This is a genomic window from Leisingera sp. NJS201 (assembly GCF_004535885.1).
In the GTDB taxonomy this organism is placed as follows: domain Bacteria; phylum Pseudomonadota; class Alphaproteobacteria; order Rhodobacterales; family Rhodobacteraceae; genus Leisingera.
Genome location: NZ_CP038234.1, coordinates 2,485,816 through 2,501,755 on the forward strand (window position 1 = coordinate 2,485,816; position 15,940 = coordinate 2,501,755).

The 15,940-nt window shown below is 63.0% G+C and carries 13 protein-coding genes and 1 pseudogene; 6 read left to right on the forward strand and 8 right to left on the reverse strand.

The window, feature by feature from the left end; translation table 11 throughout:
* Positions 1-24 precede the first annotated feature (24 nt).
* A complete protein-coding gene (locus ETW23_RS12300) occupies positions 25-708 on the reverse strand; it encodes an ABC transporter ATP-binding protein (protein WP_134830152.1) in 684 nt (227 codons plus the stop codon).
* Complete coding sequence (locus ETW23_RS12305) at positions 701-1,987, reverse strand: lipoprotein-releasing ABC transporter permease subunit (protein WP_134830153.1); 1,287 nt, start codon at positions 1,985-1,987, stop codon at positions 701-703. Before ETW23_RS12305 ends, ETW23_RS12300 begins: the two co-directional genes overlap by 8 nt.
* 298 nt (positions 1,988-2,285) lie before the next feature.
* On the opposite strand from ETW23_RS12305, the gene ETW23_RS12310 reads away from it, so the two are divergent.
* Complete coding sequence (locus tag ETW23_RS12310; RefSeq protein ID WP_134830154.1) at positions 2,286-2,774, forward strand: HPP family protein; 489 nt, start codon at positions 2,286-2,288, stop codon at positions 2,772-2,774.
* A 318-nt stretch (positions 2,775-3,092) separates the two neighbouring features.
* Here the strand turns inward: ETW23_RS12310 and proS are convergent, their stop codons facing one another.
* Together proS and ETW23_RS12320 are read right to left on the reverse strand one after the other, a co-directional pair.
* Complete coding sequence (gene proS, locus ETW23_RS12315) at positions 3,093-4,448, reverse strand: proline--tRNA ligase (protein ID WP_134830155.1); 1,356 nt, start codon at positions 4,446-4,448, stop codon at positions 3,093-3,095.
* Between the two features lie 290 nt (positions 4,449-4,738).
* Positions 4,739-6,340: a BCCT family transporter gene (locus tag ETW23_RS12320; RefSeq protein ID WP_129370436.1), complete on the reverse strand. Its 1,602-nt coding sequence runs from the start codon at positions 6,338-6,340 to the stop codon at positions 4,739-4,741.
* A 241-nt stretch (positions 6,341-6,581) separates the two neighbouring features.
* Here ETW23_RS12320 and ETW23_RS12325 point away from each other — a divergent pair.
* From ETW23_RS12325 to ETW23_RS12345, 5 genes and pseudogenes are all read left to right on the forward strand, one after another.
* A pseudogene (locus ETW23_RS12325) lies at positions 6,582-7,945 on the forward strand (FAD-dependent oxidoreductase).
* On the forward strand, positions 7,942-8,931 hold the full coding sequence (locus ETW23_RS12330; RefSeq protein WP_134830156.1) for an isopenicillin N synthase family oxygenase: 990 nt from the start codon (positions 7,942-7,944) through the stop codon (positions 8,929-8,931). Before ETW23_RS12325 ends, ETW23_RS12330 begins: the two are co-directional and overlap by 4 nt.
* 255 nt (positions 8,932-9,186) lie before the next feature.
* Complete coding sequence (locus ETW23_RS12335; protein ID WP_129370433.1) at positions 9,187-10,260, forward strand: AI-2E family transporter; 1,074 nt, start codon at positions 9,187-9,189, stop codon at positions 10,258-10,260.
* 5 nt (positions 10,261-10,265) lie between these two features.
* Complete coding sequence (locus tag ETW23_RS12340; protein ID WP_134830157.1) at positions 10,266-10,973, forward strand: DnaA/Hda family protein; 708 nt, start codon at positions 10,266-10,268, stop codon at positions 10,971-10,973.
* Positions 10,974-11,025: 52 nt separating this feature from the next.
* Positions 11,026-12,597, forward strand: coding sequence for a Ppx/GppA family phosphatase (locus tag ETW23_RS12345; protein WP_129370431.1), 1,572 nt, complete (start codon positions 11,026-11,028; stop codon positions 12,595-12,597).
* Positions 12,598-12,614: 17 nt separating this feature from the next.
* On the opposite strand, the gene ETW23_RS12350 is transcribed toward ETW23_RS12345, so the two are convergent.
* The 4 genes from ETW23_RS12350 to ETW23_RS12365 form a co-directional block, all read right to left on the reverse strand.
* Positions 12,615-12,995, reverse strand: a complete 381-nt coding sequence (locus ETW23_RS12350) for a hypothetical protein (protein ID WP_134830158.1) — start codon at positions 12,993-12,995, stop codon at positions 12,615-12,617.
* Between the two features lie 119 nt (positions 12,996-13,114).
* Positions 13,115-13,993: a dienelactone hydrolase family protein gene (locus ETW23_RS12355; protein ID WP_134830159.1), complete on the reverse strand. Its 879-nt coding sequence runs from the start codon at positions 13,991-13,993 to the stop codon at positions 13,115-13,117.
* Between the two features lie 267 nt (positions 13,994-14,260).
* A complete protein-coding gene (locus ETW23_RS12360; protein ID WP_134831311.1) occupies positions 14,261-15,256 on the reverse strand; it encodes an endonuclease/exonuclease/phosphatase family protein in 996 nt (331 codons plus the stop codon).
* The gene (locus ETW23_RS12365) at positions 15,237-15,935 is read right to left on the reverse strand and encodes a molecular chaperone DjiA (protein WP_134830160.1); all 699 of its coding nucleotides are present in this window, start codon (positions 15,933-15,935) and stop codon (positions 15,237-15,239) included. Before ETW23_RS12365 ends, ETW23_RS12360 begins: the two co-directional genes overlap by 20 nt.
* Between the last annotated feature and the right edge of the window lie 5 nt (positions 15,936-15,940).

Below are 15,940 nucleotides of genomic sequence, written 5' to 3' on the forward strand. Positions count from 1 at the left end.
TTGCGCCGCATAGGCGCAATATACTCACAGGGCCACCAGCAACCCGTCCTGCAGCTTCACCTGCCGGTCCATCCGCGCAGCCAGCTCCAGGTTGTGGGTGGCAATCAGCGCCGACAGGCCGGTGCCGCGCACCAGTTCCATCAGCGCTGCAAACACCTGATCCGCAGTGCCGGGATCCAGATTCCCGGTCGGCTCATCCGCCAGCAGCACCCGCGGCGCATTGGCCAGCGCGCGGCAAAAGGCCACCCGCTGCTGCTCACCGCCCGACAGCGCCGCGGGGCGGTGACCGGCGCGGCCCGCCAACCCGACTGTGGCCAAAAGATCCACCGCCCGCGCGGCTGCGGCTTTTTGCGAGACCCCGTTGGCCAGCTGCGGCAGCACGATGTTCTCCAGCGCCGTGAACTCCGGCAGCAGGTGGTGGAACTGATAGACAAACCCCACCTCCTGACGGCGCACACGGGTGCGGCGGCGGTCGCCCTTGCGGCTCACGTCCTCACCGGCCACCCGCACCTCGCCCGCGTCCGGCGTATCCAAAAGGCCGGCGATATGCAGCAGTGTTGATTTACCGGCACCGGAGGGCGCCACCAGCGCCACAATCTCCCCCGCCTGCAAGGTCAGATCAGCGCCGCGCAATACATCCACCTGGCCGGGCGTGCCCTGCAGATAGGATTTGCTGATCCCTGTCAGCTCCAGCGTCAGTTCACTCATAGCGCAGCGCCTCCACCGGGTTCAGCCGCGCCGCGCGGCGGGCCGGAAAGATAGTCACAAAGAACGACAGCCCAAGCGACAGGCCAACCGCCGACAGCACATCCGGCAGCCGCAGCTCGGCCGGCAGCGCATAGATGCCGCGGATTGACGGGTCCCAGACGCCGCCGCCCATCAGAAAATTCACGAAGGAGAAGATCGGATCGATATACAGCGCAAAAAGGCACCCCAGCAGCACCCCGAACAGCGTGCCCAGCACCCCGGTAAAGGCGCCGCAGATGAAGAACACCCGCATCACCGACCCTTCGCTCAGCCCGATGGTGCGCAGGATACCGATATCGCGGCCCTTGTTCTTGACCAGCATGATCAGCCCCGAGACGATGTTCATCGCCGCAATCAGCACCAGGATCGACAGGATGATGAACATCACATTGTCCTCGACCTCCAAGGCCCGCAGGAACCCGCCCGAGGCATCGCGCCAGGTCCACACGCCTGCGGTGCCGCCAGCTGCCCCCAGAATTGCAACCGCCATGGCATCAACGTCTTCCGGATTCTCTACCATGACCTCGATCTCATCCGCCGTGCCTTCGCGGTTGAAAAACCCCTGCGCTTCGGCAAACGGCAGATAAACACGGGTGCGGTCGATGTCCCAGCGCCCGGCAGTGAACACATAAACCACCTCATAGGCGTTCACCCGCGGGCTGGTGCCGAACGCGGTCTTGACCCCGTTGGGCGAGATCAGCTTGATCTTGTCACCGACCGAGACCCCCAGTTCGCGTGCCACGCCCGACCCGATGGCAATGCCGTCGTCAAAGCGCGCCAGATCGCCCAGCGCCTCCGCGCTTTGGGCGACACCGGGGATGCCTTGAATATCAGCAGCTGAGATGCCGAACACCTCAACCCCTGCATTGCGCTGGCGCCGGTTCGCCATTACCTGGCCTTTGACCAGCGGGGCCGCGCGGGTCACGCCGGGAACGGCGGCCACTGTTTCAGCAAGCGCCTGATAGTCTTTCAGCGAGCGGTCCAGCACCCCGGATTCCGTCACCTCGCCGTAGGAATAAAGCGTCACATGCGCGTTGGCGCCCAGAATGGTGCCGACAAATTCCGAGCGGAATCCCGAGCGCACCGCCAGCGTGGCAATCAGCGCAAACACCGCCAGAGTGATGCCGATGAGGCTGATCCAGGTCATCACGCTGACCCCGCCCTCGGCCTTGCGGGCGCGCAAGTACCGCCAGGCGATGATCCATTCAAAACGTGAAAACGGCGGAGGTGTCGTGGCCATGTGCTGTCCTGCCCGGAAATTTTGCTGCAACCTGTGCTGCCGCGAGCTTGGGGTCAAGATGTGGTTGCCGGCCCGGCCCTTTTTCCGCCGGCCGCGGCGGGACCCGGCCGCAGCCGAAGCCGCAAATCTTTTGAGAAAAGACTCGCCAAGAGTTTCCCTCAAAACTCTTGGACACCGGTCACAGGCTCCTCTGCCGGACGTCACTGCAACGTGACTTGCCGCAAATGCCTATTGCCTTGCATCTGTGCCGCAAACAGTGTGTACCGCGCCGATTGCGTTTTTTTTACGGGTGAGAACGATGGACAGATACTTCAAGCGCGCGCTGCCGCATCCGTCACCGCGGGCTGTGATCACCGCCGGGCTGGGTGCCTTTCTGGCAATTGCTGCGTTGTCGCTGCTGACCACCCATGCCAATCTGTTACTGCTGATCGCGCCGTTTGGCGCCAGCTGCGTGCTGCTGTTCTCAGTTCCCGCAAGCCCGCTGTCGCAGCCTGCCAACGTGATTGGCGGCCACCTTCTGGCCACTGCTATCAGCCTCGGCCTTAATGCCGTGCTGCCGGAAGCCTGGTGGGCACTGGCGCTGGCGGTGGGTCTGTCGATTGCGGTGATGGCGGCTTTGCGCCTTACCCATCCGCCTGCCGGCGCCAATCCGCTGGTGGTCTTTGCCACCGATCCCGGCCTGTCCTTCCTGCTGTTCCCGGTGCTGACCGGTGCTGTGGCGCTGGTGGTGATTGCCGCAGTGTTCCACCGGCTGGCCGGCCACGAGTATCCGATAAAACACAGCTAAGCACTGCGGCTCTCAATCGTGCAATGCCCGGCTTACCGCGTACCGCGCCCGCCACTTAAGCATAGGTGTTTTCCAGCCCCTCTGCCGTTGGCAGCGGCACCGGCGCCCGTTCCGGCGCGGCAGGCCCGGCAGGCTTGGCGATGGTGCTGACAAAGTTGAAAACCCCGCAAAACTCCTGACCGTCAGAAAACGCCGCTTTGCGTCAGTCCTCATGTGTGGCCGCATCAAAGCCCTGCGCAATCCCATCTGCCTGACTGCCGAACGAAAAACCCCGCCAGCTTCCGCTGACGGGGCCTTTTATCTGATTGCCGGACTGGCTCAGAAGCCGCGGCCGGTCGGGTGCGCCTTGTAGACCTCGGCCACTTTTCTCACCGCCTCTTCCGGCGACAGCTCCTCGCTCTCGCCGGTGCGGCGCGAAGTCAACTCCACCACGCCGTTCTTCAGCCCGCGCGGGCCGACAGTGATGCGCCACGGCAGGCCGATCAGGTCCATAGTGGCGAACTTGCCGCCCGCGCGTTCCTTGCGGTCGTCATAAAGCGGGTCCAGCCCAGCCGCCGTCAGCGCCGCGTACAGCTGGTTGCAGGCCGCGTCTGCCTCGTCGTCGCCCTGCTTAAGGTTGACGATGCCGCAGTGGAACGGGGTCACGCCCTCGGGCCAGATGATGCCCTTGTCGTCGTGGCTGGCCTCGATGATCGCACCCAAGAGGCGCGAGACGCCAATGCCGTGCGAGCCCATGTGGACCGGCACGTTCTTGCCGTCCGGGCCTTGCACCGTTGCGCCCATCGCATCGGAATACTTGGTGCCGAAATAGAAGATCTGCCCAACCTCGATGCCGCGGGCCACCCGGCGGCGCTCCTCGGGGATCTGGTTGAACAGGGCTTCGTCATGGGTCTCGTCGGTGCGGGCGTATTTGGAGGTGAACTCCTCCAGCACGCTCTTGCACTGCTCGACGCTGTCATAATCGATTTCACGGTCGCCGAAGGTCAGATCGGTGACGGCGCTGTCATAGAACACCTCCGACTCGCCGGTTTCGGCCAGCACCAGAAATTCATGAGTGTCATCACCGCCGATCGGGCCGGAATCCGCCCGCATCGGGATCGCCTGCAGGCCCATGCGTTCATAGGTGCGCAGGTAGCTGACAAGGTGGCGGTTGTAGGCGTGCAGCGCGTCTTCCTTGGTCAGGTCGAAGTTATAGCCGTCCTTCATGTAGAATTCCCGGCCGCGCATCACGCCGAAACGCGGGCGGATCTCGTCGCGGAATTTCCACTGGATCTGGTACATGGTCAGCGGCAGGTCCTTGTAGCTGCTGACATGGGCGCGGAAGATGTCGGTGATCAGCTCTTCCGCCGTCGGGGTGAACAGCATGTCGCGGTCATGCCGGTCCTTCATCCGCAGCATCTCCTGGCCATAGGCCTCATAACGGCCGCTCTCGCGCCACAGGTCGGCGGACTGCATGGTCGGCATCTGCATCGGGATATGGCCCGCGCGGATCTGCTCGTCATGGACGATGCTTTCGATCTTTTTCAAGACCTTGAAGCCAAGCGGCAGCCAGGAATAGATCCCTGCGGCGGATTGCTTGATCATCCCGGCGCGCAGCATCAGCCGGTGGCTGACGATCTGGGCTTCCGAGGGGTTCTCTTTCAGAACCGGCAGAAAATAGCGGGACAGGCGCATCTTGGCTCCATCGGTGATGTGGGTTCGAGTTCCCGCCCGGTTTAGTGGCTGATGGGGGTGCGGGCAAGAGGAGGATCCAACTGCGGTGTCCAGGGTGGCACCAGTGCCAGGTTCGCCCCTTGGGACGTGAGGCGTCAGCCGCACGGCCTGCGCCTGACCTTCCCCCCGGGAAGGCGCATTCGCGCCCTCCCAAGGTCAGGCGCGGGCCTTGTTGTGCGGCCAGTTTGCACCCGAGAAAAACTGCGGGCGCCGGAACACCCGCAGAAGTTTCACCTAGGCTTTGCCTTAACCTACATCTTCGCCCGCTCGGCCCGCAGCGCCAGCCACAGGCAGTAGCACATGATCAGCACCACCAGCGTGAACGGGATGCCGGTCGAGACCGCCGCGCCTTGCAGCGCCGACAAGCCGCCGCCGAGCAAGAGCGCAATCGCGACCAGCCCCTCCAGCGTGCACCAGAACACCCGCTGGATCACTGGCGCGTCCATCTTGCCGCCTGCGGTGATGGTGTCGATCACCAGCGAACCGGAGTCGGAGGAGGTCACAAAGAAGATCACGATCAGCACCAGCGAGACGGGTGCGACGATCGAGTAAAGCGGCAGTTCCTTGAGGAAGCCGAACAGCGCGCCCTCAGGCTTGTAGCTGTCGATCACGGTTGCCTTGACGCCCTCGGCGCCGCCGGCGTTCAGCATGTCGATGGCGCCACCGCCAAAGGTCGACATCCACAGCGCGCAAACTGCAGTGGGGGCGATCAGCGCGCACAGCACGAACTCGCGCACCGTACGGCCCTTGGAGATGCGGGCGATGAACATGCCGACAAAGGGCGACCAGGCGATCCACCAGGCCCAGTAGAAGGTGGTCCAGCCGTGGAAGTAACTGGTGTCCTCACGCCCGAACGGGTTTGAAAGCGCCGGAAGCAGCTGAACATAGTCCACCATCACGCTGAAGTAACGTGAAATTGCGGTGCCGATGCCGGTGACCAGAATCACAAAGATGAACAGCCCCACTGCCATCACCATATTGATCTCCGACAGGCGTTTGACGCCGGCATCCATGCCCATCAGCACCGAGCCCAGCGCAATCGCGGTGATGCCGATGATCAGCAGGACAACAACCGTCGGGCTGGGTTCGATGCCAAAGACCTCGTACAAGCCGGCCGCAACCTGCTGCGCGCCAAGGCCCAGCGAGGTGGTCAGCCCGAACAGGGTGGCAAAGACCGCCAGCGTGTCGATCGCATGGCCCCACCAGCCCCAGACACGTTCGCCCAGGATCGGATAAAACGCCGAGCGCAGGGTCAACGGCAGGCCAAGATTGTAGCAGAAGATCGCCAGCGACAGGCCGACTGCGGCGTAGACCGCCCAGCCCTCCAGCCCCCAATGGTGGATGGTGCCGACAATGCCGATGTATTCATTGCCCGGCTGGGTGATGTCGATGTTCAACGGCCGCGCCGCGCCTCCTTCGGAGAAGTTGTAATAAACCGGCTCAAGCACGCCGAAGAACAACAGGCCGATGCCGATGCCGGCCGCGAACATCATCGCGATCCAGCCGGCATAGGAGTAGTCAGGCGTGGCGTCCTGGCCGCCGATCCGGACCGCGCCGACCGGCAGCACGATCAGCGCCAGGCAGAACAGGGTGATGGCGTCCACCGACAGCACCAGGAACCAGTCAAACGTGCTGGTGAGCCAGGGCCGGAGCCAGCCGAAGAACGCCGCCGCGGCCTCCTGATTGGCCAGCGCAATCAGCACAAAAGCCGCAATCAGAACGCTGGAGATCAGAAAGACCGGATTATGGATATCCAGGCCGAACGGCCGGATGTTGTCCTGTCCCAGCTCATGGTCCGTCTCGAAGTCCCAGACCCTTGGATCGGGATCGAGCATTTTCTTTGTCTCTGGCATGACGCCTCCCCTTATACTCGTTAACTATCCCGCAAGTGTCGCATTAATTGCCGGAATTACCTAATCCCGCGTCCAAGCCTGCCGTTGCAGCAGACACTAGATCGCGCAAAGGGGCCGGTTCCACCGCCCGCGCCGATGTCGTTTTTGCGGCATCATGGCGCAAAAGAACTTGAACCACTGTACAAGATTCGAAACTGTTACCGGAAACACCGCTCTCAGCAGCGACAAGGGAGAGACAGACGTGGCCAAAACAATCCTTGAGCCGGCGCGCGAAATACCAGTCATTCATGAAACCGAAGTGCTGGTGGTCGGCTCCGGTCCCGGCGGGCTTGCGGCCGCCTTGGCGGCGGCGCGGACGGGAGTACAGGTGGCCCTTTTAGACCGGTTCGGCTGTTTCGGCGGCAATATCACCACTGTCGGGTCGAAGGGTTCGCCTGGTACCGGCACGCGCAAACGGTGGAGGCCCACGGCATCGGCTGGGAGTTCGAGGAGCGCGCCAAGGCAATGGGCGCGGCAGTACCGGAAAGCCAGTCACTGTCATATGAGCTGGACAGCGAGGGCTTCAAGCTGGTGGCGGACAAGCTGGTCGAGGAAGCCGGCATCCACCCGATGCTGCACCGGGTGTTTGTGGCGCCGATCCGCGAGGGCAGCCGGATCACTGGTGTGATTGTCGAAAGCAAGGCAGGCCGCGAGGCCATCCTGGCGAAACGGGTGATCGACGCAACCGGCGACGCGGACATTGCCCATATGATGGGCGCGCCCTGCGTGAAAACCCCGGTCGAGGAAATGCAGGCGGCCAGCGTGATGTTCCACATTGCCGGCGTCGACAAGCAGACGTTCATGGAAGGGGTCAAGGCAGACCCGCAGACCTATGCCAACTGGTCCACCGGCGAATGGCAGGTAGAGACCTCGGGCAAGGAGGACGGCATGTTCTCGCCCTTCCTGGCCAAGCCGTTCGGCCAGGCGATCCGCGACGGGGTGATCCCGGCGCATCTTAATACCATCGGCGGCACCTGGGGCGCGGTGCATGACAGTGGCGAGATGACCTATATGAACCTGGTGCATCTGGCGGGCATCGACGGCACCGACCCGGACAGCATGACCAAGGGCGAGATCGAGGGCCGCAAACAGGCGATGCATGCGATTGACGCGCTGCGCGCTTACACGCCTGGCTGCGAGGGCGCGCGGCTGCGCAACTTCGGCATGACCATCGGCATCCGTGACACCCGCAAAATCGACGCCCATCATAACATAACCGAGGGTGAGACCCGCAATCAGGGCCGTTTTGATGACACCATCGGTATCTACCCGGAGTTCATCGACGGCTACGGGGTGCTGATCCTGCCGACCACCGGACGTTACATGCAGATCCCCTACCGGTCGATGCTGCCCAAGGGGGTTCAGAGCCTGCTGGTGACAGGCCGCGCCATCGGCGGCGACAGAATCGCCCATGCCGCCACCCGCAATATGGCCTGCTGCGCCGTGGCCGGTCAGGGCGCGGGCATTGCCGCAGCGCTGTCAGTCAAATCGGGATGCGAATTCGATGCGGTGGACATCACCGCCGTTCAGGCCGAGCTGAAACGCCAGGGGGTGCGGATCCATTGACCCAGACCATCCCGACCATCGACATCACACCGCTGCGGGAGGACGGGCATCCGCAGCGGCAGGAGACCGTCAACGCCATTCTGGCGGCGGCGCAGGACATCGGGTTTCTGTCTATCACCGGCACAGGTGTTGCACAGGGTTCGGTGGAGGCTGCGCGGGAAGCGGTGCGGGCTATCTTCAGCGTTCCGGAAAAATCGAAATGGGATCAGGCGATTACGCGGGAGAATTACCGCGGCTACATCCCTATGGGTTTTTTCACGCCCAATGACGGCTCAGGTACTGCGGACAAATACGAGGGCTACAAGCTGCATTACGAGGTTGCGGCGGATGATCCCATCCGCAGCGAATGCCCTCTTTATGGTCCCAACCGCTGGCCCGCTGAAGTGCCGGAAGCACGCGAGGTGATCCTGGGCTACTGGGCAGAACTCGACAGCGTGTTCCACCTGCTGCTGGGCGCTTTGGCCGAGGGTCTTGGGCTGAACCCGGCGCAGTTTCAGGAGCCGTTTGAATCGCCGCTCACCAATATGTCGCTGCTGCATTATCCGCCGCAGGCGCCGGAGGAAGAAGGGTTCGGCATCCATCCCCACAAGGACACCGATGCGCTGACCATCATCGCGCCCGATCCGGTGGGCGGGCTGGAGGTGCAGACCCGGACCAAAGACGGGACTGACGGCTGGATCACCCCGGACTGCCCGCCCGGCGGCTTTGTCGTCAATATTGGCGACATGCTGGAGCTGTGGTCCGGCGGGCGGCTGATCTCCACCCCGCACCGGGTGGTGAACAAGACCGGCAAGGAGCGCTACTCCTTCCCCTATTTCGCGGTGCCGCGCCATGATGTGGTGGTCCAGCCGCTGCTGCCGCCGGTCGCGGGGTTTGACCGCCCGTCCGTGCATTGCGGCCACTGGTCGGCCGAGATCTGGCGCACCAACTGGCCGGATGAAGACGCGGGCGCCGATACGCCGGAACTGGGCACGCTTCACAGCTAAGGGAACGCCCCGCCCCGCAAGGGGCGGAGCGCCCGCCCACACTGTGAGGGCGGGCGCTGCCCTGCCTGCCGGCCGGGCGGAAGGCCTTTCCCGAGTTGCCCCCCGGTTGCCCCCCGGTTTCCCCCGGTCTTTTCCGTCTTATCCCCGGCTTGCCCACAGGGGATTTGCGCGCGGCCCTTGCAAGCCCCTGCCCCATCAGGGAAGACTGGCCGCCAAGATCCTGAACCAAACGGATAAAGGGCGGGCTGTCTGACCATGGCGCTACCAGCACAGAAACAATTCAAATACTGGGGCATCGCCGCAGTGGTGTTCGCCGTGGTGATGTGGGCGCTGGGCGGCGTGCTGATGCCCTTTATCCTGGGCGCGGCCATTGCCTATATGATCGACCCGATTGCCGACCGGCTGGAGGCCTGGGGGATGAGCCGAACGGCTGCCACCGCCACCATCACCGCCGGCGCGCTGCTGGTGTTCCTGCTGCTGCTGGTGGTGGTTGTGCCGACGCTGGTGTCGCAGATGATCGACCTGGCACAGGTGCTGCCGCAACTGCTGCGCGATCTGCGCAGCTTCGCCTCTGAACATTTCCCCTCAGTCTTTGAGGAAGACAGCCGCATCCACCAGGCCCTCACCGCCTTTTTGCAGACGCTGCAATCGCGCGCGGTTGAGGTGCTGCAGTCGGTTGCGGGATCGGCGGTTTCGCTGCTGAACGTGGTGATTCTGCTGGTCATCGTGCCGGTGGTTGCGGTCTATCTGCTGCTCGATTGGGATCGTATGGTCGCCCGCATCGACGAACTGCTGCCGCGCGATCATCAGCCGGCGATCCGCCGCATTGCCGGCGAGATCGACGCGGTGCTGGCGTCGTTCATCCGCGGCATGGGCACGGTCTGCCTGATCCTGGGCACCTATTACGCCGTGGCGCTGATGCTGGTGGGGCTGAACTTCGGCCTGGCGGTCGGCTTTATCGCCGGGCTGGTTACCTTTATCCCCTACCTCGGCGCCCTGATCGGCGGCGCGCTGGCAATCGGCCTGGCGCTGTTCCAGTTCTGGGGCGACTGGGTATCGATCGGGCTGGTTGGCATCATCTTTGCCATCGGCCAGGTGGCCGAAGGCAACTTCCTGACCCCGAAACTGGTCGGCAGCTCGGTCGGCTTGCACCCGGTGTGGCTCTTGCTGGCGCTGTCGGTCTTTGGTGCGCTGTTTGGCTTTGTCGGCATGCTGGTTGCTGTCCCTGTGGCCGCAGCCCTGGGCGTGGTGGCCCGCTTCCTGACTGAACAATATCTGCACAGCCGCCTCTATCAGGGGCAAAGCCACCAGGACGCAGGGGCGGAATAACACAAATGGCACAACAGCTGAGCTTTGACCTCCCGGCGAAACCCGCGCTGGGGCGGGATGATTTCTTTGTGGCACCTTCCAATGCAATGGCGGTGGCGCTGCTGGACCCGCAATTTGCCTGGCCCAGCGGCAAGCTGGTGCTGACCGGGCCTGCGGGTGCGGGCAAAACCCATCTGGTGCATGTCTGGGCCAGCCAGACCGGCGCGCGGATCCTGCCGGCGGCAGAGCTGACAGCCGGAGCCGTGCCGGAGCTGGCGCAAGGCCCCGTCGCGGTTGAGGACGTGCCGCAGACCGCCGGCAGCGCAGAACAGCAGAACGCTCTGTTTCATTTGCACAATATGGTGCTGGCAAACGGGTTCCCGCTGGTGATGACCGGCCGCGGCGCGCCGAATCTGTGGGGGCTGACCCTGCCCGATCTGCAAAGCCGGGTGCAGGCCGCCACCCATGCCGAACTGCAGCCGCCGGACGACCAGCTGCTGGCGGTGGTGCTGGCCAAGCTGTTCAACGACCGCCAGATCACCCCGAAGGCGGATGTGATTCCCTATCTGGTGGCGCATATGGACCGCTCCTTTGCCGCAGCCGCCCGGATTGTCGGACGGCTGGACCACCTGTCGCTGGCCGAAAAACGCAGCCTGTCACGGCCCCTGGCAGTGCGGGCGCTGTCCGAGATCCGCCACGAGGCCGCGGAAAATGACGCATCCGCAAGCGGTTGACCGCTGCCCTCCCTTCGACCATCCTGACCGCGGATTGCCAGACGGAGCCCTCATGAACGTCACCCAGGACCCCGCCGCCGCCAATGCCGATTGGGGGCCCTTCGGCCGCCCGATCTTTGATGACCCCAGGGCCCGGGCACTGTCGCGGGTGGGGGTGGTCGATGTCGGCTCCAACTCGGTCCGGCTGGTGGTGTTCGACGGCGCCGCCCGCAGCCCGGCTTATTTCTATAACGAAAAGATCATGTGCGCGCTTGGCGCGGGCCTGTCGGAATCGGGACGCCTGAACCCCGAGGGGCGCGCCCGCGCCCTGTCGGCGCTGCGCCGGTTTCAGCATCTGGCCAAGGGCATGGGCCTGCCGCCGCTGTCCGCCGTTGCCACCGCCGCAGTGCGCGATGCCGGGGACGGGCCGGATTTCTGCGCCGAAGTGCTGCGCGAGACCGGGCTGAAGATCCACGTTATCGACGGGCGCGAAGAGGCGCGGCTGTCGGCGCAGGGCGTACTGCTGGGCTGGCCCGGCGCCTATGGGCTGGTCTGCGATATCGGCGGCTCGTCAATGGAGCTGGCGGAAATACAGGAGAACTCTGTCGGGCGCCGGGTCACCTCATCCCTGGGACCGCTGAAGCTGCGCGACATCAAGGGCGGGCGCAAAGGCCGCAAAGCCCATATCAAGGAGGTGATCGAACAGCTGAAAGGTGCGATGGGCGCGCAGCGCGACCGGCTGTTCCTGGTCGGCGGCAGCTGGCGGGCGATTGCCCGCATCGACATGCACCGGCGCGGCTATCCCTTGAAGGTGCTGCATGAATACCGGATGTCCGCCAAGGACGTGCGCGAAACCGCCCGCTATATTGAGACCACAAACCTGGACAAGCTGCGCAACGCCTGCGGCGTCTCCGCCAGCCGGATGTCGCTGGTGCCCTATGCGATCGACGTGCTGACCCGGCTGGTCAAGACCTTCAAACCCAAGGATATCGCCGTCTCCAGCTATGGTATCCGCGAAGGCCTGCTGTATGAGCAGATGCCGCAGCGCCTGCGCGCCCGCGACCCGCTGATCGAAGCCTCGCGCTTTGCCGAGGCCAAGGACGCCCGCGTGCCCGGTTTCGGCGGCACCCTGTATGAATTTGTCAGCCCGCTGTTCAGCGGTGCCCCGCTGGCCAAACGGCGGCTGGTCAAGGCGGCCTGCCTGTTGCATGACGTCAGCTGGCGCGCCCATCCCGACTACCGCGCCGAGGTCTGTTTCGACAACGCCACCCGCGCCAACCTGGGCGGGTTGAAACATTCGGAACGGGTGTTCCTGGGCCTGGCGCTGCTGCACCGTTACAGCAACAAGCGGCAGGGCAGCTCGTTCGAATACCTCTATGGGCTGCTGGACGAAAAGGGCCAGCACGAGGCCGAGGTGCTGGGCAAGGCGATGCGGTTCGGCGCAATGCTGATGCTGACCAGCACCGGCGCCATCGGCAGCTTGCGATGGCAGCCGCGCAAGCGGGTTCTGCACGCGGAACTGCCGGATGCGGCTCGGCCGCTGTACGGCGAAGTTGCCGAAGCCCGGTTGCAATCTCTGGGCAAGGCATTGGATGCCGGGGTGCAACTGAGTTTCAGCAAACCCGCCGGTCCGTCTGAGGCATAAGGTCCTTCGGCGCTGCGTCAGATTTCGGTGACGCCTTCCTCCTCGCCCTTGTCTTTCTCGGCGGGCGCGTTGTCCTTGGGTTTCTTGCGGATGATGATATCGCCGTTGGGCAGAATCTCGGGCAGCTCATAGGTGCTCCAATCCTTCACCTCCTTGGCGATTTCGGCCAGCGCAGGCCCCATTTCGGCAAGGAAAGCCCCCATCGAGGGGCCGATGTCCTCCATCATGCCCTGCAAGTCTTCCAGCGCCGGCGCCATTTCCTCGCGCAGCCCCTCCCAGAACAGTTCCGCCCCGCGCTCCATCAGAGAGGGGGCACCGCCCTCCTCCCCGGCTTCCTGGGCGGCAAGCGGAACGGACATCAGGGCAACGAGGGCGGCCGGCAAAAGGATCTGTTTCATAGTGCCAATATAGGGACGTGTTGCCGGGGGTAACAGGGGGCAAAACCGTGCAGGGCAGGATGGCAGTTTTACGTACAAAGCGAAAATTCACCCCAACCGATGGAACCGTTTTGTTTTGGTTACTTCAGATAGGTTTCCAAGAATGCAAAAAGAGCCTGCCTGGGTTGCTTGAAGCCGAGAAGCGCGTGCTGAACGGAGAGCTGACCTGACCGGTAAACGATTGATTTGCTCCCGTTCGAGCGGTTCAAAAACCTTCCACAATCACCTTCCAGCCAAGGCTTTCCCAGAAACCAGGGATCCTTGGATCCAAGCAAGCTGAGCACGTGTTCGCTTCTGTCCGCATTCATACCTGACCAATCCGGCCAGCCCGCGTGGCAGGTCCACGCCTCTATCACTCTTACGCGGGTCCGCTGCTTTGCATTGCGTGCTTTGAACGTCGCGGCCAAGTTACCGCCCTCACTGACGCCAACGAGAGCGATTTTCGAGGCCGCGACAATTGGAACATCCCTTAGACTTTCGATTGCATAGCCGATGTCGAATTGCCGCATTTTCAGAACACCGCGATAGAATCCTCCTTTGAGCGTTTTCTGATCGCAAGACTTCGCGTACTTTGAACGCGCAAAACTCGCCAAGGCGACAACGATATACCCCTGTTGGGCTATCATCTTAGCGCGGTCTAGATCACCAGCGAGAAGGCCAGAGCACCCATGCAAATACACTATTGCGGGGAGGCGCTGCCCTTTTGCCAAAGTTATGCCAGTCAGTTTTTCCGTGGTCGTCTTCCTGATCCCGCCGGAGCGTTTTGGCACATAGACCGGGGAAGCGGCCCAGACACGGGCCATTTCATTGCGATTTGTAACGTCAGAGTTAGTGATGGCGGATGGTTCGACAAATCTCTTTCCATTGTTGTTTAAATTTCGGATTTGTGCGTCGCTTGCGGTCACGCCTCCCACAACAATGATAAGGAACGCACTGCAGAATTGTTTCAATGATGCCACGTGCTGTCTCCCCCAAGATTACTCACTCTGCCAACCGGGTTCCAATATCCTGGCTGCCAAAACGCTTGGCAAGGTTTTTGACAGAACTGGCGATGTGTTTCGGCATCCTGTCAAAATGATGATTGAAGGTGCCAGCAGACAAAAACTTGCGGCGCCTTCAACACGATCCTTGAAAGGGTCGCTTTGGGCTTGGAACTGCCCTTCACTGCACTTTGCGCCCACAGTAGAAACCGTTCTTTGGTCCTAAAACTGCAAGTCTCTGCCGTCTCACGCCACCTTGATATCCAACGTCACCGGGAAATGATCCGAGGCATTCAGCAGCGCCTGGCGCAACTCCGCATCACCGTAGCATTCCGCGTCCTCGAACGGGTGCCAGATGCGCCACTTGGGTTGCAGCCCCATCAGGCTGTGCGAGATCATCACATAATCCAAAAGCGCGCAGAAATAGCGTTTTGTTTCAGGATTGTAGAACCGCGAGGTGCTGGGCAGAACGGTAGCGCGCGGACGCAAGAGGCTTTGCGCGTTGGGGTCGTTCAGCAGGCTGCCCATCACGATCTCAACCGAGGACTGGCCGAACAGTTTCTCAAATTCATCCAGGCCTGGGCCGTCGTTCAGATCCCCCAGAACCACCAAATGCTCCCCCGCTGCGGCATGTTCCGCCACCCGCCGGTGCAGCCAGATCGCCTGTGCCAGCTGCTTGCGCCGGTTGGCGATGGAGACAGTGGCGACCTCGTTCCTGGTCCGGGCACCATGCGGCGCCTTGGATTTCAGATGCGCGCCGATCATCCGCAGCGGCGTGCCGCCTTTGGTGGTCACCGCCAGTTCCAGCGGCGGCTTGGAAAACCGCACTTGATCGGCCTGGGCGTCGATGTCGAGGTCAATGCCGAACACCCCGTCAAACCGCGGCGCATCCGCCGTGGCGCGGGGATCATGGCGGGCGTCCAGAACATCCGGATCAAACAGCAGTGCAATTTCCTGCTGGGTGTCGTTGGCAAAGCCGCTGACGGCCTCGCGCGCTCTGAGCCCGGCTTCAGCCGCAAAGCGCTCCAACGCGCGGGTGGTGCGCTGGCTGCGGCCGGTATTGGGCGCCTCGACCACCATCACCGCATCGGCATCAATGCGGCGCAGCACATGGGCGATCGCGTGGCCCTGGGTGTATCGGTCGACCCCGTGGCGGGAGGAACGTTCGCCGTCAAGCAGCAGATTATCCTCTGCATCAAACAGGTTGGCGAACCATTCGATATTATAGGTTGCCAGCCGCATTGCCGCAGCATCCATTGATTTCATCCCAAGCGCGGTTGATGTCGATCATCCGCTTCTCCGCCAGCCGCACGGCCTCTTCGGGCACCCCGCGGGCGATCATCGCATCCGGGTGGGTGTCGCGCACCAGCTTGCGCCAATGCTTGCGGATCTCGTCCATGGCCATATCCGGGCTGACACCCAGCACAGTATAGGGATCCTTGGGCGCATCCGGCACAAACCGCGCCCTAAGCGCCTGGAACTGCTGCGGAGTCTGGCCGAAGATGCGGCTTACTTCTTCCAGGAATTCATTCTCGCCGGGGTGATAGAAGCCATCGGCCATGGCGATATGAAACAGCCCCTCCATCAGGTCGCACAGCGTGGTGGGGTCATCGGCAAACATGCTGTGGATGCGGCGGGCGTATTCCTGGTAGCCGGCCACATCGGTGCGCGCCATGTCAAAGACGCGGGCAGCACCTGTTTCATCATCGCGGGCGATCTGGAACACCTCGCGGAAGGCGGCGACCTCGTCGCGGGTGACCTGCCCGTCGGCCTTGGCCATCTTGGCGCCAAGGGCGATGACGGCAATGGCAAAGGCCACGGTGCGTTCGGGCGGTGCGCGCAAGCGGTCAAAGACTTCCGACAGGCTTTCGCCTGCGGCAAGGGCTGCCAGCGCGTCGGATATGCGGGTCCAAAGTGACATGTTGC